Origin of the sequence: Aquimarina sediminis, from assembly GCF_002895435.1 — a bacterium.
Classification (GTDB): domain Bacteria; phylum Bacteroidota; class Bacteroidia; order Flavobacteriales; family Flavobacteriaceae; genus Aquimarina; species Aquimarina sediminis.
In genome coordinates this window covers 40,574-63,696 of the sequence record NZ_POYJ01000010.1, presented here as the reverse complement: position 1 = coordinate 63,696, position 23,123 = coordinate 40,574, and the positions used below count along the sequence as shown (strand labels likewise).

Below are 23,123 nucleotides of genomic sequence, written 5' to 3'. Positions count from 1 at the left end.
CAAGAGAAAAATGAAAAAATATAGTATTAATAATATAACAGTTAGGTTAGTTTTGGTTCTTGTAATCTCTTTATGTACAATTAATTGTTCTGATGATTTTTTAGAGGAACCAACAAATACAAATGGCTTATCATCAGAAGTAGTATTTTCTAACAGAACCATTGTAGAATCATATGTTTCAGGAATATTAAGAAATTTCAGAGCCATTCATGAAAATCTGGATACAGCAGGATTACATTCTATATATTTTGCCAGAACAATTAAAGGGAATGATCTAATTCAGTCCCCAAGTTGGTATAGGTTTGATTATACTCATGAGAATAGAGACCCTAATTTTAGAAGAACAATTTTTACCTGGGACTATCTTTATGAGAACGTTAACTATGCCAATGTACTCATTGAAGAAGTTACCAATAGTGATTTGGATGAAAATACAAAAAAAGAGTTTATTGCCGTTGGTAAAACTCTGAGAGCATTTCATTATTTTCAATTAGCCTTAGAATTTGCCCCAAATTATAAAAATAATGTGAATGTTGCCAGGCTTCCGATATACACAACTCCGGCGACAGGAGAATCTGAGGGTAACCCACCAAGCACTCTAAAAGAGGTTTATGATTTAATTTTATCTGATCTAAAAGAAGCTATCGTAGATTTACCTGAAAGTAGGTTAGGAAAAAGTTACATCAATAATGCCGTTGCCAATGGTATTCTTGCCAGAGTGTTATTAGTAACTATGGATGATTGGACACTAGCATCTTCATCTGCCAGAGTAGCTTATGGAGGAGATGCTGCTTCAGCAGTTCCTTCTTCAAATTACGGAATAGGGTTTTTGGATATGACCGATCCCGAATGGATTTGGGGAATGTACCAAGATGAAGTTGAAACCCATGGTTTTTTTAATGCTCCTCATGGGATGACAGATCATACCTTAGGTTTTTATAAGGCTACCTATGTTAATGCCAATTTTGTTGATCAATTCTCAGATACAGATTCTAGGAAACTATTTGCAGACATCTATGGGGTTACTACCCCTTATAGAGAATATGTAACCTCTAAATTTTCATTTGTATTTGAAGCAGATGTTTCACTTATGAGAAAATCTGAAATGGTACTTATTGATGCTGAAGCTCAATATCATTTGGGTAACGAAAGTGCCGCTCATACTCTGCTTTTTGCTTTACAGAGTGATCGAGATCCTAATGCTATTATGTCTTCTAATACAGGGCAGGCATTATTAGATGAAATCCTGTTAGAAAGACGTAAAGAACTTTATGGCGAACTAGGTGTAGAATGGTTTGATGCCAAAAGATATCGTCTGCCTATTGATAGAGATCCTAATCATAGAGTTGAAGTCGATGTTCCAGTAGACAGTGAACTGTTTTATTTGAATATCCCACAAAAAGAAATAGATGCAAACCCTAACATTAATGAAAGCATAAACAATTAAATAATCTTTGGGTAAAATTATAAATATTATAGATGGATTTATCTGTGTTAGTTTATAACTGACGGATATAAAAGAAGTTAAATTATAATGTGATCTATACTTCATTTGATTTAACGAATTAGCCAATTTTTAAAGCCTTTATCTACGCTAGTAGTAAAGGCTTTAATATTTTCGGAAAAGGATATAATATTTGGGCTTCTTGAAACCGAAATAGTACTGGTTATCATCTTTACTGTTACGGTTTTACAGGTGAAATATGATGAAATATTTTTTACCACCATTAATCATTAATTTTAGTGTATAATACAACTGAATAACGATTGATTTATAAATCCAAACCCAAAACATTTTAGGAAGCAGGATAAAAACGACAAATACACCAAAGCTTTTCAAAAAGCTTTATTCTAGGAACGATAGGAAATATGGCACTCCGCAAAAATCGATCCGATAGTGTAAATTAAGCTTGAAAATTATAAAATCGAGCTAAAAAAGTTTAAGCACCTTTTTTGTAACGATAACCCCATACTATGTGGTTATCGTTTTTTTTTAGTGATGAAATATGATGAAATATTTTTTACCCCTTCCTCTGTTTAAGTTTACACCATCATTAAAGAATACTTGATTGATTAGAAAAATGTTTAACCCAATATCATAAATAAAGCTTAAGAGTTATGACACATTTGCTGATTGATAAAAAAACACAAAAGTTTAAATTTGGTTATTGGCCATTTCAAGAACGTATTAAAACAACACTTACCTTGGTAAGTCTTGGTAATGGAAACTTTGATATTCATTATACTAGTCAGTTTAGTGGTTTAAAGATTGGGAAAATAGAAAATGTAGAAATTCCAGAAAGTGGTAGTATTACTAAAAGAGTTAATGGAAACCCAGAAATAGAGGTTGATTTGTCAAATTATAGTCCATCGAGTAATTATATTGCTATACATGTAAAGATTAATGTAGAAGTCCCTGGTTTGGGTAATCAAATGATATATAATCAAATACTTGGTAACTATAAGGTGTCGTCAAAAAATGAAAGTACGTCTTTTATGAATATTTGGAAAAGTAATCAAAAGGTGAAAAACATTGAAATGATAAGTCATTGAGGTTAATATAAATTACAATAGAATATACATCGCAAATAGTGTAAATGAAATACGATGAAATATTTATTAGATTAATTAATTCCTAATTTTACTTCAGAATTAAGAGATACAAAATAAAACTATAAAACATGTCACAAACAGTTATAGATTCAAAAACACAAACAGTGAAGTTTGGTTTTTGGCCAGCAAAGGAAGAAATAACTACGACACTGCAATTGCTTAATCTAGGTAAAGGAGATTTTGGGATTGACTATCATAGTAAATTCTCAGGGATAAAAGATGGCGAAGTAAAGGGAGGTCCAATCTCGATTGATGGTAATTTGACAAAAGTGGTCAATAAAAGTCCAGAGGTAAAAGTTATTGTATCTAATTATAATAAAACCAATGATTATATCTCCATGCATGTAAAAATTGATGTAGATATACCAGTAATAGGAAATGAAACCATTTATGAGCAAACACTAGGTGGTTCTTATATAGACTCTACAGGATGGGATGTTTCTCTTGCAAATGTTGAAAAATCTCTGGGAGGTCACAAAAATATTGAAGCGGTAAGTTATTAAATAGGGGGCTATTAGATATAAAAATCAAATTTTTCTTACCAATTTGTTGAGGGTTTGGCTATTAAAAAAGTCAAACCCTTTTTTATAATATAGAATAAAATAACATTAGTGTATATGAAATACAATGAAATATTTTATATCCCCTATACTTCTTAATTTAGTACTATTAGAGAAATGATATGAAGAAGTGGTGTTTGGGGTAATGCCTATTCGTAGTGTCATTTAGTTTTATTCTGCTTTCGGCCGATTTCAGAAAACTATAAGATAATGATGGATAAAATATTGCCTATAACATGAAAAGGCAAAAATAAAAAATATAATATATTGCTTTCAAATCGTACCATTCGTAATATATGTTTAACGATAAATAGTATTGCAATACTATTAATGAATTAGGTGTTTTGTTTACAGCCTCTTGGTCAGAAAATGTAACATAGTTTTACGGGAATAACGATATATAAAAGGAATTTAGTTTCATTTTTACCTGATTTATATATCAAAATGGCTTATGAATAGCGTATGACTATTTATAAGCCATTTTTAATCTATAAGATTTGTATGTCGGATTGAAGTTTTATCGGTGCAAACGATCCAAAATTTCCATTACTTCTATTTTTTTGCGAACAGATACAGGTATGTTTTCTCCATTTTTTAGCATAAGATATCCGCCATCAGTTTTTATAAAGGCACTAATACACTGCAAATTCACCAAATGACTCTGATGTACTCTCAAAAACTGATAATTTTTGAGCATATCAGCAAAATACTTCAACGTTTTGGTCACAAAAATCTTTTGACCATCAATAAGATAGAATATGGTGTTGTTACTATCAGATTCACATCTAATAATATCATCCAGGTTAACTATGATAATTTTGTCTAAGGTGTGTAGGGATATTTTATCTGGTTTTTGCTCGGGAGCTGATAGCGTATCTTTCAAAATGTTAAGTCGCTCTTTATTGGGTTGAATTTGTTCTTTTGCTCTAGAGATTGCCTGAGCTAACTCCTCATTGGAGTATGGCTTTAGAACATAGTCAATAGCAGCAAACTTAAAAGCTCTAATAGCAAATTCATCACTGGCAGTAACAAAAATAATTTTGGATTTTAGCTCGGGAAATATCTCTAAAACATCAAAGCCCGTGCCGTCTCCCAGCATAATGTCTAAAAACAAAATATCTGGCTGCGTATTGCTTAAGGATTTGGCAGCTTCAACAACGCTTTGTGCCGTGTCGATTACTTCTATTTCGGGATGATTAACTTTTAAATCATTTTTTAAAAGATGCAATGCATCCGACATGTCTTCTACAATAATAGCTGTTAGCATAATAATTTTAATAGTCGGTTTGTAAAGGTATTTTAAAAGTGATCTCGGTTCCGGCTACAGAATTGTCATTTTTGAGAATCTCTTTTATGTGTAAAGAGTCTTTTCCTGAAATCGATTCTAGTCGCTCTCGAGTCACCGTGAGTGCCATAGATTGATGATCTGTTTTGATTTTGTTTTTTTGTGATTGAAAAATACCTTGCCCATTATCTATAACTGTACAATGTAAAAAATCTTCGGTAGTATGAAATTGTATTTTTAGCTCACCATCTCGACTTCCTTTCAAGATACCATGCCTAACAGCATTTTCGACAAAAGGTTGAATTAGCATTGGAGGGATAAGGATTTCTTCGGGATCTAGGTCAGAGTCTATAGTAATAGTATAGGTAAAAGGCTTGTTGGCCATCAATTGTTCTATCTCTACATAATGTTTTAATGTTTGTATTTCCTGATCCAATGTAATATCATCTTTTCTAGAGTTATATAAGGTTTCTCTAAGTAATACAGCAAATGTATTTATTGTTGTATTCATACGACTGGGGTTGCTGGTACCCATTGCTTTTATGCCATTAAGTACATTAAATATAAAATGCGGATTCATTTGTAAGCGTAGAGCCTTTTGTTCTAGAGAGAGTAAATGATTCTGCATTTGCAAACGGTTACGTTCTTCCTTATTTTTTTGTTTTACTCGTCGAATATAAGACAATGCGTATCCTCCGATTATAAGTATGATTAGACCTAATATAGAAAATTGAAACCAGGCTTTTTCATAAATAGGACTGTCTATAAAAAAGTTAAAAACAATTGGGTCACTTTCTTCCCATCTATAATTTCTGGACTGTGCCGAAAAAGAATGTGCCCCATAGGCTAGTCCGGCAAGGTTTTGTTTATGATCTGATGACCATGGACTCCACTCAGAACTATTTAATCTCCAACGATATTCTACATCATCAGGATGATCAAGGTCAATAGTCATATAGCTAAATGATAGCTCAGTTTGATTAGGAGTAAGTTTTAAAACCTTAGCACTATTGGTCCATGTACTTAATTGAATAGAGTCTACACTTCGGTAGGCTACTTCTACATCTTCAAAATGAATACTAGGTTTAATTGTTTCTTTGGTAGTTCCGGAGGGTTCATATTTGGTGAGACCATATATTGCACCAAACCAGAGGTTTCCTTCGTTATCTTTGGTAACCGAATTATGAAAGGTTTCTATACCCAAAAAACCATCATTCCTGCCAAAATGTAATACATCAACAATATCATTTGATTGATTGAGTTCTATCTTGTCTACGCCTCGTTCACTTCCTGCCCATAAATTATTTTTATCATCAAATATCATTTGATAAATATTATCAGAATAGGGTCTTTTTCTTCCTTTTAGTTTTTTAAACGAGATATCGCCATCAAGACTAGACCACCAAATTCCTCTTCCTTCGGTGCCTATAAAGAGCGTGTTTTTGTGAAAAAGAAGTGTTTTAATAGCTGTTTTTTGCTTTAAAACATTACCGAGATGGGTTACTTTGTTTTTTCTAATATATCCCAAATGACCATTTTGGGTAGCATACCAAATATTACCCATAGAATCTCGTTTCATGTCTCTGATCTGTAGGTCTTTAATGCCGCTTTTTTGAGTGAATTTCTTTATGGATTTTACACTACGTTTTTTTTGGTCATAGGTAAATCTGGTGATACCTGTCGAATATGAGGCAGCCCAAACAGTATTGTCAATCACCTGTATTGCTCGTATCCAATCTGATAAAAGACCTTTATCTTTATCAATAATATGGTTGGTGGTGATAGTTGTTGTTATAGTATCGGTTATTATGATAGGGTCATTTTCTAGTCCCTGAGTATCCAAGGTGTCTGTAACAATACTGTCAACTTGCTTCAACTCTTTAAAAAGAATCCCTTTTCCTTCGGTACCGACCCAAATATTACCAGAAGTATCACTGGTGATGGTTTTGATTTTTACTTCTGATAAACCTTCTTCTTGTGGGATATGGTGAATCCCAAGAGAATCAATCTTTACTAATCCAGATTCAGAATTTGAAGCCCATATGCCATTTTTGGCTGTATGTACGGCGTATACCCGATTGCTTTTTAGACCCGTATTCTGATCATAGTGTACAAAGTTATTTTGAAAGTATTTATAAAACCCTCCCCCAGATGTAGCTATCCAAATGTTCGACTGGCGATCAAGAATACTTTTTCTGGTATGCGAAACGGCTAGACCGCTATTACGGTTAATTTTCTTTTTAAGCGTGTATTTTTCAGAATTTAGTATTGTGATTCCTTCATTATCTGTGGTAAACCATAATTCGTTGTCATTATGCAAAGAAATATCGGTTACCCTTACCGGTTGTTTAATCCAGTGATTACCATATGATTTTCCATTTGTATTTAATACCAGAACACCATGGATAAAAGAAGCTGCAAAGATTTTATTATTATGAAAGATTGCCGCTGTAAAATTGTACGGGCTATGTCTTTCGATGATATTAGCATTTTGTTTTATGTCACTTAATTTCCATAAGCCCTTATTGGTGGCGACCCAAAATAACTTATTGTCAAAAACAATGTCACTAATAATACTAGTGTTGATTTTGGGATTAAGGTTTATCTTAACCAAGCCTAGGTTTTTGCGATACTGATAAATTCCTATGTTAGTCGCTAGATAGACTTTATTTTCAATTAGGCATATTTTATTAATCCGTGGCCCTTCGAGATTAGAGAATTTATTTTTTGTTTTTATACTAAGTCCATTTTTTGTACCTATAAAAAGGCTGTCTTGTACCAGTGCCAGAGCATTAATATAATTGGATTGCAACCCATCATTCTCATTCCAGATTTTAAACTCATCTCCATTAAACCTACAAAGCCCTCCTCCCTGTGTACCTAACCACAGATACCCAATTTCATCCTGAATAATATCATAAACTTGTGACTGTGGTAACCCATCCTCTAGTGTATATGCTCTTAGTTGATTGTTTTGTGCAGATAATGAACCGATACATGTTGATATCAGTACTATAAAAAAATTGGTGATTACACAGTTTAAGTTCACGAAGAAATGAGTCTGGTTGATAACAAATATAATCAAACTGATTTTTGATTAGAGGTGTAAATAACTTAAATATAAAAAACCGACTCCGCCGGTAAAAGCGGGTCGGTATAATAAACAAAAGTTTCCCCCTTTTTGTTTATCAGATTAATTTTGAATTAGTTGAGTTTATGAGTGTTAATTATTAATCAGTATCCGGTGATAGCAGTCGTCTTGTAATCGCCGATAGCGCCATCATTCCAGGTTAAGCTTTGTTTTAAATTTACGTATTTAATATCTTCAGATGTTCCTTTATAGAATGTCTGTGTTTGTAATATATTTCCTTTAATACCATATTCTTGATTCGGGAATATGTATTGAAAATCAGTATTAGAATTCTCGCAATACACATTATTAAGCTCAGGTAACGATACAATAGTGTTATCCTCTTTGAGCATATAGTAATATGCTTCTACATGGGCACAGCACGCCAGATATTCAACTTCCATCTTAATCACCTTAGAAACCCCTTCTAGTCCAGGGTTTTCTAAGGCGGTTATAAAGACGTCCTCAAAAAGCTCTGTATCATTAATAGTTAGAGAGGATACTTTGTCGCCCTCTTCTCCAGAATGAATCAGGTTAATAACATATGAGGGGTGTTCTTTCCCCTGATCCATAATTCTGGTAGTTACCAAAAAATCTTGGGTTTTAGTAAAAACTTTCTGAGCATTGATACCTTGAAAACTTTGAAATAAAATAATGATTATGGCAACATTTTTCATAACAGCGTATTTTGAGGTTGGCTATCTTGAGGGTAAAAGTAATTCCTAAGGCAATTATAAATGACACCTTTTTAGTATTCGTAATGATTCAATTAGAATTCGTTTTGAATAAAAATTGATAAACTGAATTTTGATGCAAAATAATGATGTAATAGAGATATTACTTTATTACCATTTTAAAGAATCTTGTGAGAGGTTTTCAGAACGCAAAATCGCCTGATGTTATTAGTTGACTTCTCTATTTTTTGTATCTTCACAGGGATTACTTCTATAAAAAAATATAGATTTAAAATTCTTTTTTAACAAGTTTTCCCTTGTAATCTCGTTATAATAAACACTTTTTTCTTGATGTTTTAAGAAAAATAGGGCTACTATACTTTTTGGATAGTAATAGAACAATGTTTTGTCAGATGTAAAAAAATATCTGGAGATCAATAGATGATGATAGCCATGTGTAAAATAAAATCGAAACGTACCAATTTAAAACTATAAAACATACGCACATGAAAACAATACGTTATCGCTCTAGCGGGCAGGATGTCCATTTTTTGGAAGAGATATTAACCCAACTCGGCTATCAGGTCTATGTGTCTGATTTTTTTGGAAAAGATACAGATCAAGCCGTTAAAGATTTTCAAAAGAAACACAATCTTGTAATTGATGGAATTGTAGGGCTTAAAACATGGTCCAAATTAATTGAAGTAAAAAAAGACCTCACAGCTTTTAATGATAAACTTTTGTCAGAGCAAGATATTATGGATTTTGCAAATCGACTGGGGTTAGAATTGGCAATGGTAAAAGCAGTGAATGAAATAGAGAGTAATGGTAAGGGTTTTTTGGTAGATGGAAGACCAAGAATTTTATTCGAAGGGCATGTTTTTTGGCGACAATTAGAAAAACGAGGGGTTTTTCCATCGCAATACCTTACTGAGCAAACAAAAGATGTGCTCTATAAAAAATGGACCAAAACACATTATAAAGGAGGTGCAGGCGAATATGATCGTTTAGAGAAGGCAGCTGGAATGTCGGATATATCAGCTTTTCATGAAGCCGCTTATTGCTCAGCTTCATGGGGATCCTTTCAGATCATGGGGTTTCATTATGAAGCTCTTGGATATTCTTCGATAGACCATTTTGTTTCAGAAATGTATGATCATGAAAGAGAGCAGCTTAAAGCCTTTGGTAGATTTATATCAATTACCTCTTTTAAAGGAGAAAAATTAGTGGATTGGATCAAGGAGAAGAATTGGGCGAGATTTGCCGAAGGGTATAATGGCGCAGGTTATAAGAAGAATAAGTATGATACTAAGCTTAAAAAGGCTTATGAAAAGTATAGTAATACCTAAATGTTTTAATAAAACCCAAGATGTCATCGTGCAAGAGTTTCCGGCAACTGCCGAAATGTTCCTGTCACTGTGCAATAGCTTCCGGCAACTGCCGAAACGTTCCTGTCACTGTGCAATAGCTTCCGGCAACTGCCGAAACGTTCCTGTCACTGTGCAATAGCTTCCGGCAACTCCCGAAATGTTCATGTCATCGTGCAAGAACTTCCGGCAATTACCGAAATAGTCATGTCATCGTGCAAGAAGATAAAAGCTAGTATCAAAATGTTAATGTCATTATACAAAGGTTTTATACTTTTGCTTTATGATTGATAATTTTGAAAATGAGTTTTTTGGGATAGGGATTCAAAATGGTAAAACACCTGAGAACCTTGGAGTCCTCTGGCGTTCTGCCCAAAATATGGGGGCTAGTTTTATTTTTACTATTGGTAATCGCTACGCCAAGCAAGCCAGTGATACTCATAATGCAGTTAAGTCAATGCCTTATTTTCATTATGATACATTCGAAGATTTTTATAAGCACATGCCAAAGGGCGCTATGCTGGTAGGAGTAGAATTGACAGATAGCGCACAATCATTAGAGACTTTTAATCACCCAAAACGTTGTGTGTATTTGTTAGGAGCCGAAGACCATGGGTTGTCTAAGAAAGCAATAGAAAAATCACAGTTTCTGGTTAAGTTTACATCCGAACTTAGTCTTAACGTTGCTGTAGCCGGAAGTATCATTATGTATGATCGAGGGATTGATAAACCTAGGTTTATACGAGCTTCAAGTTAATTTTTTAATCTAGTCGGTTGTTTTTATTACCTGCTTAGCCCAAGAGACCTTCCCGAACGTCTTTTTTTACCTTCTATCGTATAAGATGACTTTTTAATATGAACAGATTCAGCTTTTTTTTAATAAGAAAAGTTTACATCGTTCTAGTATTTAGCTTTTTGATATTATTTTTTTAATGCAAAGAATAAATTGTAGTATTGTTACTAACTTTAAAGCCTATGTTTACAATAGTAGAAGATTTTGTTGCCTATTTTAGTTCCTGGGTTTGGGATTGGCCTTTGTTGGTATTACTTGTTGGAGGAGGTCTCTTCTTTCTAATCTATTCTAGATTTACTCCTTTTTTATATTTCAAACATGCTATAGAGGTGCTTAGTGGTAAGTATGATGATGAACATGCTCCTGGTCAACTAAGTCATTTTCAGGCACTCTCATCTGCGATTGCTGCTACAGTTGGTATGGGAAATATTAGTGGTGTGGCTGTAGCTATAGTTATGGGTGGTCCTGGCGCTGTGTTTTGGATGTGGATTAGTGCTTTAATCGGTATGGCTACCAAGTTTTATACTTGCACGCTTGCAGTAATGTATCGGTCAGAGGATGAGAAAGGAACATTGCTTAGTGGTCCCATGTATGTAATCACCAAAGGGCTTGGTGGGCATTGGAAGCCCTTGGCAATACTATTTGCGCTGGCAGGGTTGGTGGGTACGCTTCCTGCTTTTACGGCAAACCAACTAACACAAACATTAGTAGATGTTTTTGATTGGAACGATTCTGATAAATGGTATATCGGAATTGTTTTGGCGGCGATAGCCTCACTAGTGATTTTGGGAGGAATCAAGAGGATTGGTGTTGTGGCAAGTAGGTTGGTTCCTTTTATGGTTGTATTATATTTTATAACTGTTATTACTATTTTGGTGTTACAAGTAGATAAGATACCAGAAATGTTTCAGTTAATTTTTTCTGATGCGTTTTCAGGAAAAGCTGCAGCAGGAGGGGCTTTAGGGTATTTGATTAAGACCGGGGTAAAAAGAGCTGCCTTTTCTAATGAAGCGGGTATAGGAACAGCACCTATGATGCATGGTACAGCCAAAACTAATGAACCCGTTAGAGAGGGGTTAGTGGCAATGATCGGTCCTGCAATAGATACATTATTGGTCTGCACATTAACAGCTCTGGCAATACTTTCTACAGGGGTATGGAGAACTACTAATGATAATGGAATTTCTCTTACTTTAGAAGCTTTTAATTCTGTTTTGCCATACGGATTGGGAGATGTTGTAGTAGCCATTATGGTATTGGTGTTTGGGCTTTCGACATTGTTTTCATATTCACATTATGGAACAACATGCTTAGGCTTTTTGACGCAACCCAAGTACGGAAAATATTATAACTATATATATATACTATCCATTATAATTGCGGCGGTTGTCAAAATAGAGTTTGCAATTAACCTTATAGATAGTGTTTTTGCAATAATGGCAATTCCTACTGTGATTTCTGGTTTGTTACTTGCTCCCAGAGTTAATGCTAAAGCAAAAATTTATTTTAAGAGCCTAAAATCTTCTAAGTAATACTGTTTTATAAGGAAGATATAGTAAGTGGTTTTTGTATAGCTTACTCTTTTACAATAAACTCACTTCTTCTGTTTTCCTGATGTTCTTCTTCGGTACAAGGCACATCATTAGCACATTTATTTATCAATTTCCTTTCGCCATAAGCTTTACCTCGTATACGTCTCCAGCTAATCTCACCTTTTCTCACTAAGTATCGTATGGTAGCTCTCATTCGCTTAACACTTAGCCTTTTGTTATACCAATAGCTTGATCTACTATCGGTATGCGATCTAACTTCTATTTTTAGCTCAGGATATCTATTCATTATAGAAATAATTTTTTGAAGTTCAACTTCGGCATCTGAGCTAATTTCTGAATCATCAAGACTAAAATAGATAGGATCTAATTGTAATACCTTTGCTAGATCATCGCCAAGATTAACTTCAACAGAAGTGGGCAGAATATCGTCTTTTACACGTAACAATGATATAGGCAATTCATGCACAAATTCAAAAACATCTGTAGTCTCCAGAGCACTATCTTTAGTTATAAATCCATCGAGCTGTGTTCTAACAATATATTGGATATTACAGGTAGCATCGAATTTATATTTTCCTTCTTCATCAGTAGTTGTCTGATCTATTATATTGCCATTGTCATTTAGTAGTACAACATTCGCTCCAACAAGTATTTGTTCTGTTTCGCTATTAGTGATTGTACCTTCGATATACTGTTTGCAAGAGGTGATTAGCTCTTCTACTTGTTTAAAACTATAAATGTCATCATTTCCTTTACCACCTCTTCTATTACTGGCAAAATATCCAATTTTGGTATCTTCATTAAGTACAAAAGTAAAATCATCCTTAGAGCTGTTTACAGGTTTTCCAACATTAAAAGCAGTTGAAAAACCTAATTTGTCAGGGACAGCAACAAAAATATCTAGCCCACCAAGCCCAACATGTCCATCACTAGAAAAATACAACCTACCACTGTCACTAATGTAAGGAAAGGTCTCTCGACCTTCAGTATTGATACTGCTACCCAGGTTTTTGGGCTTGCCGTATCTCCCTTTTCCCAGAACATCGACAACAAATACATCTGATTGCCCAATGCTACCAGGCATATCACTGGCAAAGTAAAGTTTGTTGCCATCTGCACTCAAAGAAGGATGAGAAACCGAATAGTCATTACTGCAAAATGGTAATTCGACTATGTTAGTCCACCTGCCATCTATTAGCGAAGCTCTATATATTTTTAATAAGACGACTCCTTTTTTATTGGTTCCTAATTTGTTATCGGTATAGTTGTTTCTTGAAAAATATACCGTATTCCCATCTTTGCTAAAACTGGTAGACGACTCATGAAATTTGGTGTTTATCTTTCCTTTTAGTTTTACAGGTTTTCCTAGCGTAATCTTATCTTCTAGAATGTCAGAAGAATAAATATCCAAAAAAGGCATCTTATTCCATTTATGAAGTTTTGATTCATTAGTGTTTTTACTTCTGGATGAAGCAAAAACAATTTGATTTTTATTATTAAAACTAGGAGCATATTCCGAATTTTTGGAATTAATGCTTAATGGGAAAATGTCGAATTTTCCAGATTGCATTTCTATAAAGTCCAAATAATTTCTTTTTTCTATAAAAGATTTAGCCCGTTTATCATTTCCAGTAATGGCATAAAACTGATCCATTATTGTATCTGCTTCACTGTAGCGTTCAACACTTTTTAGACTCTGAGCATATCTAAAGAGATATTCTGGATTTAAATCTTGGGGATAGGTCTGAATTAGTTTTTCATACCATTGCACAGAATCTTCAAGATCCCCAGTGAAATAGTATGAGTCTGCTAGTTTTGAATATAGGTTCGAAGAAGAATACCCTTTTTGCGCTACATCCAAATAGATCGCTCTTGCATCTACATATGCAAATGCATTAAAACTTTCGTCTGCTTTGGTGATACGACTATCTTGGTTTTGAGAACATAGTTTTAATGAGAATAAAAGAGCTAAGAATAGTGAGAAGAAATTTCTCTTTGTAATTGTGCGGATAGAAACTAATAGATATTTTTCCAAATGATGCCGATATTTAACAGTGAAAAACTTGTTTTCTCGGGGTATTCGAAAACGTTTGGGATTAAATTTAAGAAAAAAAGAGTTAATATGTTAATTTTAAACACATTTTTAAGGGCAAACTTTGTAAAAGAATACTAGTATAAAATTCAGATTACGTAATAATCCTATGATCTATGGTTTACTTATTGAATATTAATTTACCTTTGTCCCAAATTTAATTATATGGCTCACAAGGCTGGTTTTGTCAATATTATAGGTAACCCTAATGTGGGGAAATCTACTTTAATGAATGCTTTTATAGGAGAGAAGTTGTCTATCATTACTTCTAAGGCCCAAACAACTAGGCATCGTATTTTGGGAATTGTAAATGGTGATGATTTTCAGGTAATTTTATCTGATACTCCAGGAATTATAAAACCTGCCTACGAGCTTCAGGAATCAATGATGGATTTTGTGAAATCTGCGTTTGAAGATGCAGATATACTAATCTATATGGTAGAGATTGGAGAAAAAGAATTGAAAAATGAAGCGTTTTTTAATAAAATAACAAATGCGGAAATCCCAATTCTTTTATTGCTGAATAAAATAGACGAGTCTAATCAAGAACAATTAGAGGAGCAAGTACAATTTTGGGCTCAAAAAGTTCCAAATGCTGAAATTTACCCTATATCGGCACTCAAAAACTTTAATGTAAGAGAGGTCTTTGATCGAATAGTAGAGTTGTTGCCAGAATCACCTGCGTTTTATCCAAAAGATCAATTGACAGATAAGCCAGAGCGTTTTTTTGTAAATGAAGCCATTAGAGAAAAAATATTACTACACTATAAAAAGGAAATCCCTTATTCTGTTGAAATTGAGACAGAAGAATTTATTGAGGATGAGGATATTATCAGAATCCGTTCTGTGATTATGGTAGAAAGAGATTCTCAAAAAGGAATTATTATAGGGCATAAAGGTTCAGCATTAAAAAGAGTAGGTGTCGAAGCACGTAAAGAGCTTGAAAAATTCTTTGGAAAAAAAATACATATAGAGCTTTATGTAAAGATCAATAAAAATTGGCGAAGTAATGAGCGTCAATTAAAACGATTTGGTTATAATAATTGATTGTTTTTATACTAAAATCGCAATTGATAAAACATAGTGGTTAAACTGTAACTTTTTGTTAATTAGGTGGTTGTGTGTGTTTTAAAAACGGGTAAACCGTAAAAATATAAAGCTAAACAACTTCCATAAAAACTTTGTTGTTTTACAGTAACCAACTTGACTACATTAGGTGGTATATTTGGCATAAGTAATTATTTCACTGACTGACTATCAATTATGAAAAGCTCCATCGGCCTGAAACATTGGCCTTTGGGCTTTTTGTTTTTTCTAACCTACCATTAGTAATCAAATCAAAACATTTGTAGTATTGCTAAAATAAAAAGTCTAATTTTGCACAAAATTTTAGAATAGAGATCAATGAGTGGTATAGTAGCAATTGTGGGGAGGCCTAATGTTGGAAAATCAACATTTTTTAATAGGTTAATTCAAAGAAGAGAAGCTATCGTAGATGCAGTGAGTGGGGTAACCCGTGATAGGCATTATGGGAAAAGTGATTGGAATGGAGTAGAGTTTTCATTGATAGATACCGGAGGTTATGTGGTAGGTAGTGATGATGTTTTTGAAGCCGAAATAGATAAGCAAGTAGAATTGGCTATAGATGAGGCAGATGCAATTATCTTTATGGTTGATGTAGAATCAGGAATAACAGGAATGGATCAAGATGTAGCTAATCTGTTACGAAAAGTAGACAAACCTGTATTTTTGGTTGTTAATAAGGTAGATAACGGTCAGAGAGCGACAAATGCAGTTGAATTTTACAATTTAGGTCTGGGAGAGTATTATACTATTGCTAGTATTAATGGAAGTGGTACAGGTGAGCTTTTGGACGAGTTAGTTAAGGCGTTACCAGAAAAGGAAGAAGAAATAGATGATGAATTACCAAGATTTGCTGTAGTAGGAAGACCTAATGCCGGAAAATCTTCTTTTATTAACGCCTTGATTGGTGAAGATAGGTATATAGTTACTGATATTGCAGGAACAACACGTGATGCTATAGATACCAAATACAATCGTTTTGGATTTGAATTTAATCTAGTAGATACGGCTGGAATACGACGTAAGTCTAAAGTGAAAGAGGATTTAGAATTTTACTCCGTTATGCGATCGGTTCGTGCTATTGAGCATAGCGATGTATGTTTAATAGTTCTAGATGCAACCAGAGGATTTGATGGGCAAGTTCAGAACATATTTTGGTTGGCCGAGCGCAATCGAAAGGGAGTAGTGATTCTAGTAAATAAATGGGATCTTGTCGAAAACAAAGAAAGCAACACATTAAAGGATTTTGAAAAATATATTCGTAGAGAGATAGAGCCCTTTACAGATGTTCCAATTGTCTTTATTTCTGCATTAACAAAACAAAGAATATTTAAGGCTATTGAAACGGCGGTAGAGGTATATAAAAATAGATCTAAGAAAATTAAGACAAGTGAGCTTAATGATGTTTTATTACCTATTATTGAAAATAATCCACCTCCGGCTTATAAAGGGAAGTATGTAAAAATAAAGTACATTACACAGTTACCCACGCCGCAACCTCAATTTGCTTTTTTCTGTAATTTGCCGCAATATATCAGAGATCCATATAAGCGATTTCTTGAAAATCAACTACGTAAAGAATTTGATTTTCATGGAGTACCTGTATCGGTTTATTTAAGGAAGAAATAAGATCTTAGTAATTGGATGATTGGTAGTAGTTTATTGTGTCAAAATTAAGAGAGCTATAATTGTTCCTTAATTTTAAGTAATTGCCCTTTTATAGATTCTAGTTTTCTGATGATGTCAAAACTATCTAGAGCTTCTTGTTTTTGCTCTTTGAGATGTATTTTGGCACCTTCTAAGGTAAATCCGCGTTCTTTTACCAGATGGTATATTAATTCAAGATTTTTGATATCCTCGGGAGTGAATTTTCGATTACCCTTAGCATTTTTTTTAGGCTTTATGATGTCAAACTCTTTTTCCCAAAACCGAATTAAAGAGGCATTTACACTAAATGCTTCGGCTACTTCGCCGATGCTATAATACATTTTTCTGGGCAAGTCTACATACATATATTATTCTTTTTGCTGCATAAAACTTCCGTCTTCCTCAAAAATAATTTTGCTTTCAGGAAAATCTTCTTCTGTTAACTGTTTGATAGCTTTTAATGCACCTTTTTTCTCATCCATAAAGGGATAGATTTCATCTATTTGCTTGGCAGAATGAAGCTTACCTTTAATGAAATCACCTTGGGTGTTGATTTCAATTTCTGCAATAGGAGCATAACCTTTGATACCACCTAAGCTAAATCTGGAATAGGTGCAAAAATTACCAAGGCTATACGCTATAAACTTATTTTTATATACTTCAAAAGCCCTCGAGACATGCGGACCATGTCCTAAAATAATATCAGCACCAGCATCGATCATTGTATGAGCAAAACGATAAACATTACCTCGGTCTTCTCCATAAAAACGTTCTGTTTTTCTGGGAACATGAGTGTGCTTTAAGCCTTCTGCACCACCGTGAAAAGAAACAATCACAATATCTACCTTTTGTTTGAGTTCGGTTACAATTTTTTTAGCATTTGTTAAGTTATGAATTTTTACACAATCTTTATTTGGGGCAAAAGCGCAAAATCCGTACGTTATTCCATCTTTTTCAAAAATTGTAGACGGTTGAGCAAAGACTCCTGCATAAGCGATATTGTGTTTTTCAAGAGTTTTAGACGTATTTTTAATGCCAATAGCGCCAAAATCTCCAATATGGTTGTTAGCAATGCTCATAACATCAAACCCCGTTTCTTCAAGATATTTTCCAAAATATTCTGGAGATCTAAAAGAATAGCATTTTGAAGGATCAGAGCATCTTTTGGCATTTTCTCCTTCATCAGTAAGTGTACCTTCTAGGTTTCCAAAAAGGATATCAGCTTGAGTAAGAATAGAATTAACGTCATCAAAAGGTCCTTTCCCTTTTGGTGGTAGATACGTTTTGTTTGGGAAATCGGTACCCATCATGATGTCACCAACCGCCATGACTTTAATATACTTTGGTTTTGCTAGTTTTTGTTTTGTGGTTTGAACAATAACAAGCATAGAATCCAGGACTTCTTTTGAATATTTTTGAGCTTGTATTGTTGAACAGAAACCAAAAATGAATACAAGAAGAAATAATTTGCGCATTGATGTTTAGTCTAGAGTTTCATTAATTAGATTAGAGGCTTTTAGCATTTCGCTAAACTCTTCAGAAGTTAAACTTCCGTAATAAAAATTACGAGGATTAATACGTTCCCCGTCTTTAAAGATTTCATAATGAAGATGAGGAGCTACTGATCTTCCTGTACTACCAACATAACCAATAACATCACCTCGATTTACTTTTTGACCTTTTTCTACATTATATTTACTTAAATGAGCATATAAGCTAACATAATTAAAGCCGTGGTCAATACGAATATGTTTTCCGTAACCAGAAGAATTAGCATCTGCACGAGTTACTACTCCAGTACCAGAAGCATACACAGGAGTTCCTGTGTTTGCAGAAAAATCCATTCCATAATGAAATTTTCTTGCCTTAGTAAACGGATCACTTCTCCATCCATATCCAGAAGCCATTCGTTTTAAATCAGAATTTTGTATGGGTTGGATAGCCGGTATTGTGGCTAATAGTTCTTCTTTTTGCTCTGCCAAAGCAGCAATTTCATCAAGAGATTTAGATTGTACTACAATCTGTTTGGTAAGCTTATCGATTCGTTCACTGCTCTCAATAATGATATCAGAATTATTAAACCCTTCCAGATTTTTATACCTGTTTACTCCCCCGAATCCTGCATTACGTAACTCTTCAGGGATAGGATTAGCTCCAAAATATAATCGATATATATTGTCATCACGTTCTGCGATTTCTCTTAAGATATTTTCATCACGATCTAACCGTTTATTCATTAAATCATACTGAAGCTGCATGTTTTCAAGCTCTCTTTTGTAAGCTTTTTCTTTAGGTGTTTCTAGTTGAGGGATATTCAAATAAATAAGAAGAAGAATAAAACCAGCTAAAAAAGCGCCAATAACTCCTAGCGCAGCGATACCAAACTTACGTCCTTTCTTTTGCTCTATTCGGCGATAAGAAAGCGTGTCACTATCATAGTAATATTTAACCTTTGACATAATTTAAAATATGCTATTTTTGCAGGATATTTACCAATGTATAATTCGTAAAGAATCAAGACATCGCAACAAATATAATAAATTGTTGCAAAGTCCAGAAAAAACTGACAAATATCGATTTAAAATCTTTTCATAAGAACAACGTAAAATTATGATTGCAATTGTGTCAATAGGTTTGTCTCGAAAAAGTAATAAATAGAATTCATGAAATCCCAAGAAATAAGAAATCAATTTTTAGAGTTTTTTAAAACAAAAAAACACGATGTAGTGCCTTCTGCACCAATGGTGATCAAAGATGACCCTACTTTGATGTTTACAAATGCTGGGATGAACCAGTTCAAAGAATTCTTTTTAGGAAATGGTACTCCAAAAAACAATAGGCTGACTGATACGCAAAAGTGCTTACGAGTAAGTGGTAAGCATAATGACTTAGAAGAGGTAGGTATGGATACGTATCATCATACTATGTTTGAAATGTTGGGGAATTGGAGTTTTGGAGATTATTTTAAGAAAGAGGCAATTCATTGGGCATGGGAGCTATTGACTGAAGTCTATGGTATAGATAAAGATATATTGTATGTCTCTGTTTTTGAAGGAGCAAAAGATGAAAATCTGGATATGGATAACGAAGCTTATGACCTTTGGAAAGCTATTGTTCCAGAAGATCGGATCATTATGGGGAATAAAAAGGATAATTTCTGGGAGATGGGAGATCAAGGACCTTGTGGACCTTGCTCAGAGATTCATGTGGATATTCGTTCTGAAGAAGAAAAAGCTAAAACCCCTGGACGTGATTTGGTAAATGCTGATCATCCGCAGGTAGTAGAGATCTGGAACCTGGTTTTTATGCAGTATAACAGAAAAGCAAATGGATCTCTAGAAAAACTACCCGCACAGCATGTAGATACAGGAATGGGGTTTGAGCGATTATGTATGGTGTTACAAGGGGTAAAGTCTAATTATGATACAGATGTTTTTACACCTTTAATTAGAGAGATAGAAACCATTACAAACTCTACCTATGATAAAAATAGCTTGCCTTCAAATCAAGATGGTAAAGTAAGTGTAGCTATTCGTGTGATTGCTGATCATGTAAGAGCAGTATCCTTTTCTATTGCAGATGGACAATTGCCAAGTAATACAGGTGCAGGATATGTGATTCGTAGAATCTTGAGAAGAGCAATTAGATATGGCTTTACTTTTTTGAATACCAAAGAACCATTTATTTATAAGCTGGTAGAGACACTAAGCAAACAAATGGGAAGTGCTTTTCCAGAATTAAAAGCCCAGAAAGATCTAATTATTAATGTTATTAAAGAAGAAGAATTATCTTTTTTAAGAACTTTAGATCAAGGGTTAGTTTTGTTAGAAAATGTTATTAAAAACACCAATGGCAAAGTGGTGTCTGGAGAAAAAGCTTTTGAATTATATGATACGTATGGCTTTCCTGAAGATTTGACTTCTTTGATTCTAAGTGAACAAGGGTATAGTTATGAGAAAGACGTATTTAAAGAAGAATTACAGAAACAAAAAAATCGATCTAGAGCAGCTTCACAAATATCTGCAGGAGATTGGAATGTATTGGCAGACAGTACTACAGAGGATTTTATAGGATATGATCATCTTACGGCAAATGTAAAAGTTACCCGTTATCGTAAGGTCGATAGTAAGAAAGACGGTGAATTATATCAACTAGTGTTTGATAAAACACCTTTTTACCCCGAAGGAGGAGGACAGGTTGGAGATAAAGGGTATCTGGAGGTGCCTAATGGAGATGTAGTGTATATTATTGATACCAAAAAAGAAAATAATCTTATTATTCACTTTACAAGAAATCTACCAAAACATATTGATGAGACACTGACTGCCGTTGTAGACTCTAAGCAACGATCGAGATCTGCTTCTAATCACACTGCAACACATCTGATGCATCAGGCATTACGTGCAATCTTAGGTACTCATGTAGAACAAAAAGGATCTATGGTACATAGTGGGAGTTTGCGTTTTGATTTCTCTCACTTTGCCAAAGTAACTACAGAAGAGTTAAAAGCAGTAGAAGATTTTGTGAATGCCAGAGTTAGAGAGCAACTTCCATTAGAAGAACAACGAGGTATTACCTATGATCAAGCTATATCCGAAGGAGCAATAGCGTTATTTGGAGAGAAATATGGAGATAAGGTAAGAGCAATACGCTTTGGAGAGTCTATGGAGCTTTGTGGAGGGACTCATGTTGATAATACAGGTAATATTTGGCACTTTAAAATTACATCCGAAAGCGCAATAGCGGCAGGTATTCGTAGAATAGAAGCAATTACTGGTGATGCGGCAAAGGAGTATTTTACTACCCAATCTGAAGCCTATGGGCAGGTTAAAGCGGTACTTAAGACAAAAGACCCTATAAAAACAATAACCTCTTTGCAGGAAGAAAATGCAAAATTAAAAAAACAAGTAGAGGTATTACTCAAAGATAAGGCCAAAAACCTGAAAGGTGACCTTAAATCAGAGTTTGAAGAGGTAAATGGTATTAAATTTTTGGCAAAAAAAGTAGATCTAGATGCTGCCGGAATTAAAGATTTGTCTTTTGAATTAGGAGGTGAGCTAGAAAATATTGTAGTCTTGTTTGGTTCTGACCAGAATGGTAAAGCATTGTTATCATGCTATATTTCTAAAAACCTGGTAGAAGAAAAACAACTCAATGCAGGTCAAATGGTTCGCGAATTAGGGAAATATATTCAAGGCGGCGGCGGCGGGCAACCGTTTTTTGCTACGGCTGGAGGGAAGAATCCAAAAGGTATTGAAGAAGCATTAGAAAATGCAAAACAATATATATAATTTTGTATAATATACCCCCTCTTTTTCTTTTTGAATAAGAGTTTAGTTATAAAGCTTATGAACCTACAAACAAAAATACCCTTACAGCCTCGACAGCCAAAAATTGATTATAATGCTGAGATAATGTTATTGGGGTCTTGTTTTGCGGATAGTATAGGTGAGAAGTTCGAGTATTATAAATTCCGAAATCGAATTAATCCGTTTGGTGTTTTGTTTCATCCTAAGGCGATAGAAACATTTCTTTGGATGGCAACACAAGGGGAGCAATATACAGACACAGACCTGTTTTATATTAATGAACAATGGCATTGCTTTGATGCTCATTCTTCACTAAGTAATTCTAGTAAAGATATAACTCTTTCTAATTTGAATGAAGCGTTAAAGAGCACACAAGAAACAATTAAATCTGCAACACATATTTTTATTACTTTGGGGACTGCCTGGGTATATCGCTTAAAAGCTTTGGATATGATTGTGGCAAATTGCCACAAAATTCCTCAAAGAGATTTTGATAAAGAACTTCTGTCTGTTGAAGAAATCAATCAGTGCCTTCAAAACTGTATCCATTTGATACATAGTCTTAATCCATTGGCAGAAATTATTTTTACAGTTTCACCTGTACGTCATAGTAAAGATGGGTTTGTAGAAAATAACAGAAGTAAGTCACATCTAATTACATCCATACATCAGGTCATAGCTCAGAATAAAGGTTTAAGCTATTTTCCTTCATATGAAATCATGATGGATGAGCTTAGAGATTATAGGTTCTACGACGTAGATATGATTCATCCCAGTAGTGTAGCTGTACAGTATATTTGGGAGCGCCTTTTAGGGGTTTGGGTTTCAGAAGAAACATCGAAGACAATGAGTAGGGTAGAAGAAGTTGAAAAAGGGATGTCGCATAGACCTTTTAATCCTAAGAGTGAGCAATATCAGCTTTTTTTGAAAAAAATAGAACTAAAAAAGTATCAACTCCAGCAAGAGCACCCTCATATTGTTTGGGCTAAGTAAATAATTACAAGTAGTACATAAAAT

General features: G+C 34.1%; 17 protein-coding genes. 10 read left to right on the top strand and 7 right to left on the bottom strand.

The window, feature by feature from the left end:
• Positions 1-10: 10 nt before the first annotated feature.
• The 3 genes from C1X07_RS18670 (at position 11) to C1X07_RS18660 (ending at position 3,116) form a co-directional block, all read left to right on the top strand.
• Positions 11-1,447: a RagB/SusD family nutrient uptake outer membrane protein gene (locus C1X07_RS18670; protein ID WP_128755322.1), complete on the top strand. Its 1,437-nt coding sequence runs from the start codon at positions 11-13 to the stop codon at positions 1,445-1,447.
• 671 nt (positions 1,448-2,118) lie between these two features.
• Positions 2,119-2,553, top strand: a complete 435-nt coding sequence (locus tag C1X07_RS18665) for a hypothetical protein (protein ID WP_103071557.1) — start codon at positions 2,119-2,121, stop codon at positions 2,551-2,553.
• A 128-nt stretch (positions 2,554-2,681) separates the two neighbouring features.
• A complete protein-coding gene (locus tag C1X07_RS18660; protein ID WP_103071556.1) occupies positions 2,682-3,116 on the top strand; it encodes a hypothetical protein in 435 nt (144 codons plus the stop codon).
• Between the two features lie 574 nt (positions 3,117-3,690).
• On the opposite strand, the gene C1X07_RS18655 is transcribed toward C1X07_RS18660, so the two are convergent.
• From C1X07_RS18655 to C1X07_RS18645, 3 genes are all read right to left on the bottom strand, one after another.
• Positions 3,691-4,440 carry a LytR/AlgR family response regulator transcription factor gene (locus C1X07_RS18655; protein WP_103071555.1) on the bottom strand — a complete coding sequence of 250 codons (750 nt, stop codon included), beginning with the start codon at positions 4,438-4,440 and terminating at the stop codon, positions 3,691-3,693.
• Positions 4,441-4,447: 7 nt separating this feature from the next.
• Positions 4,448-7,507 carry a sensor histidine kinase gene (locus tag C1X07_RS18650; protein ID WP_103071554.1) on the bottom strand — a complete coding sequence of 1,020 codons (3,060 nt, stop codon included), beginning with the start codon at positions 7,505-7,507 and terminating at the stop codon, positions 4,448-4,450.
• Between the two features lie 185 nt (positions 7,508-7,692).
• Positions 7,693-8,265, bottom strand: coding sequence for a hypothetical protein (locus tag C1X07_RS18645; RefSeq protein WP_103071553.1), 573 nt, complete (start codon positions 8,263-8,265; stop codon positions 7,693-7,695).
• A gap of 503 nt (positions 8,266-8,768) precedes the next feature.
• On the opposite strand from C1X07_RS18645, the gene C1X07_RS18640 reads away from it, so the two are divergent.
• The 3 genes from C1X07_RS18640 (at position 8,769) to C1X07_RS18630 (ending at position 11,954) form a co-directional block, all read left to right on the top strand.
• Positions 8,769-9,611, top strand: coding sequence for an N-acetylmuramidase domain-containing protein (locus tag C1X07_RS18640; protein WP_103071552.1), 843 nt, complete (start codon positions 8,769-8,771; stop codon positions 9,609-9,611).
• A gap of 301 nt (positions 9,612-9,912) precedes the next feature.
• Positions 9,913-10,386, top strand: a complete 474-nt coding sequence (locus tag C1X07_RS18635; RefSeq protein ID WP_103071551.1) for an RNA methyltransferase — start codon at positions 9,913-9,915, stop codon at positions 10,384-10,386.
• A gap of 218 nt (positions 10,387-10,604) precedes the next feature.
• The gene (locus C1X07_RS18630; RefSeq protein WP_103071550.1) at positions 10,605-11,954 is read left to right on the top strand and encodes an alanine/glycine:cation symporter family protein; all 1,350 of its coding nucleotides are present in this window, start codon (positions 10,605-10,607) and stop codon (positions 11,952-11,954) included.
• Between the two features lie 43 nt (positions 11,955-11,997).
• Here the strand turns inward: C1X07_RS18630 and C1X07_RS18625 are convergent, their stop codons facing one another.
• Positions 11,998-14,010: an OmpA family protein gene (locus tag C1X07_RS18625; protein ID WP_241507286.1), complete on the bottom strand. Its 2,013-nt coding sequence runs from the start codon at positions 14,008-14,010 to the stop codon at positions 11,998-12,000.
• Positions 14,011-14,232: 222 nt separating this feature from the next.
• On the opposite strand from C1X07_RS18625, the gene era reads away from it, so the two are divergent.
• Together era and der are read left to right on the top strand one after the other, a co-directional pair.
• On the top strand, positions 14,233-15,114 hold the full coding sequence (gene era, locus C1X07_RS18620) for a GTPase Era (protein WP_103071549.1): 882 nt from the start codon (positions 14,233-14,235) through the stop codon (positions 15,112-15,114).
• A 357-nt stretch (positions 15,115-15,471) separates the two neighbouring features.
• Positions 15,472-16,779 carry a ribosome biogenesis GTPase Der gene (gene der / locus C1X07_RS18615; protein WP_103071548.1) on the top strand — a complete coding sequence of 436 codons (1,308 nt, stop codon included), beginning with the start codon at positions 15,472-15,474 and terminating at the stop codon, positions 16,777-16,779.
• Positions 16,780-16,832: 53 nt separating this feature from the next.
• On the opposite strand, the gene C1X07_RS18610 is transcribed toward der, so the two are convergent.
• The 3 genes from C1X07_RS18610 to C1X07_RS18600 are packed head-to-tail and all read right to left on the bottom strand — an operon-like array spanning position 16,833 to position 19,256.
• Positions 16,833-17,162, bottom strand: coding sequence for a MerR family transcriptional regulator (locus tag C1X07_RS18610; protein WP_103071547.1), 330 nt, complete (start codon positions 17,160-17,162; stop codon positions 16,833-16,835).
• A 3-nt stretch (positions 17,163-17,165) separates the two neighbouring features.
• Positions 17,166-18,272: a CapA family protein gene (locus C1X07_RS18605; RefSeq protein WP_103071546.1), complete on the bottom strand. Its 1,107-nt coding sequence runs from the start codon at positions 18,270-18,272 to the stop codon at positions 17,166-17,168.
• A gap of 6 nt (positions 18,273-18,278) precedes the next feature.
• The gene (locus C1X07_RS18600; protein ID WP_103071545.1) at positions 18,279-19,256 is read right to left on the bottom strand and encodes a M23 family metallopeptidase; all 978 of its coding nucleotides are present in this window, start codon (positions 19,254-19,256) and stop codon (positions 18,279-18,281) included.
• A 204-nt stretch (positions 19,257-19,460) separates the two neighbouring features.
• Between C1X07_RS18600 and alaS the strand changes: the two genes are divergently transcribed.
• Together alaS and C1X07_RS18590 are read left to right on the top strand one after the other, a co-directional pair.
• Complete coding sequence (gene alaS, locus C1X07_RS18595; protein ID WP_103071544.1) at positions 19,461-22,088, top strand: alanine--tRNA ligase; 2,628 nt, start codon at positions 19,461-19,463, stop codon at positions 22,086-22,088.
• Between the two features lie 57 nt (positions 22,089-22,145).
• On the top strand, positions 22,146-23,099 hold the full coding sequence (locus tag C1X07_RS18590; RefSeq protein WP_103071543.1) for a GSCFA domain-containing protein: 954 nt from the start codon (positions 22,146-22,148) through the stop codon (positions 23,097-23,099).
• Positions 23,100-23,123: the final 24 nt, after the last annotated feature.